General features: G+C 58.1%; 1 protein-coding gene. It reads left to right on the top strand.

Translation table 11 applies throughout. From position 1 onward, the window contains the following. Positions 1-88 precede the first annotated feature (88 nt). Positions 89-1,249 (top strand): integrase core domain-containing protein, encoded by a 1,161-nt coding sequence (locus VD17_RS30470; RefSeq protein ID WP_046057073.1) that lies wholly within the window; start codon positions 89-91, stop codon positions 1,247-1,249. The last annotated feature ends 53 nt before the right edge of the window (positions 1,250-1,302 follow it).

The raw sequence follows: 1,302 nt of genomic DNA, 5'->3' as shown, positions 1-1,302 counted from the left end.
TGGGGTGGGTAAAAACCGGGTACATCCTTTACGTTTGAGACCGGGGACATGGTTTACAGGTATCAATCATGGTCAGGAGGTACTGACCATGCCCTGGAATCGAGAGTCCCCGATGGATCAGCGAGTGAAATTAATCCATGACTGGCTTAGCGGCAGTTACAGCAAGAGCCAACTGAGTCGACGATATGGCGTTAGCCGTCCGACGGTCGATAAGTGGCTTGATCGGTATGCAACCTGCGGCGTAGATGGCTTGAAAGAGCGCTCGCGAAAACCGCTGAGCTGTCCGCACCAAACCCGCGATGAAATCATTGCCACGTTGCTTGCGAAGAAAAGCGAGCACCCGGATCGCGGGCCGAAGCAACTGATCCAGCGCCTGCGTAATGCGCAGCCGCAGATCGCTTGGCCAGCCGCCAGCACCGCTGGAGAGTGGCTAAAAAAGGCCGGCCTGGTGATTCCTCGACGGCTGCGCCAGCCCCGTCCGCATGGGCCAGTGCATCTACGTCAGGCCGACGAACCCAATCAAACCTGGTGCGCCGATTTCAAAGGGCAATTCAGAACCCAGGACGGCCACTGGTGCTATCCGCTGACCATCACCGACCATGCCAGTCGCTATCTTCTGGCGTGCCGGGCGCTTCCCAGTACCCACGGCGAACCTACTCGTCAGGGCTTCGAGTGGGCGTTCCGGGAGTTCGGCATGCCTGATGTGATCCGCACCGATAACGGCGCTCCATTTGCATCGACAGGCTTGGCCCGCCTCTCCAGGCTGTCCGTCTGGTTCATCAGGCATGGTGTCCACCCCGAAACAATCAAGCCAGGACGCCCGGATCAGAACGGTCGGCATGAACGCATGCACCGCACGCTAAAGGCAGCCGTTCTCAGGCCACCGGCGGAAAACCTGCTGCGTCAGCAGCTTGCCTTTGAGGACTTCGTACAGGATTTCAATCACGCACGGCCTCATACGGCGCTGGAGATGAAGACGCCAGCGGATATCTATCGCCCGTCACTTAGACCTTATCCAGGCTATTTGCCGGCAGTCGAATACGGGGCCGACGTCGAAGTACGGCGGGTGCGCAAGAATGGTGAGATCAAGTGGCAAGGGGCCCTGATCTTTCTGGGCGAGGCGCTGATCGACGAGCACGTCGCGCTGAAGGAGGTGGCTGATGGCGTGTGGGAGTTGTACCTTTGCTCTTTCCCTTTAGGCAGGCTTGAACGCGGTGCCAAACGCGTATCAAGCCTGTTAAATGTGTAAACGATGTACCCGGTCAAATGTGTAAAGGATGTACCGGTCTCTACAGTGAGGGG

The organism is Pseudomonas fluorescens (assembly GCF_000968015.1).
Taxonomy (GTDB): domain Bacteria; phylum Pseudomonadota; class Gammaproteobacteria; order Pseudomonadales; family Pseudomonadaceae; genus Aquipseudomonas; species Aquipseudomonas fluorescens_W.
The sequence above is the reverse complement of the archived record's forward strand: the minus strand, read 5'-3'. Positions and strand labels throughout refer to the sequence as shown.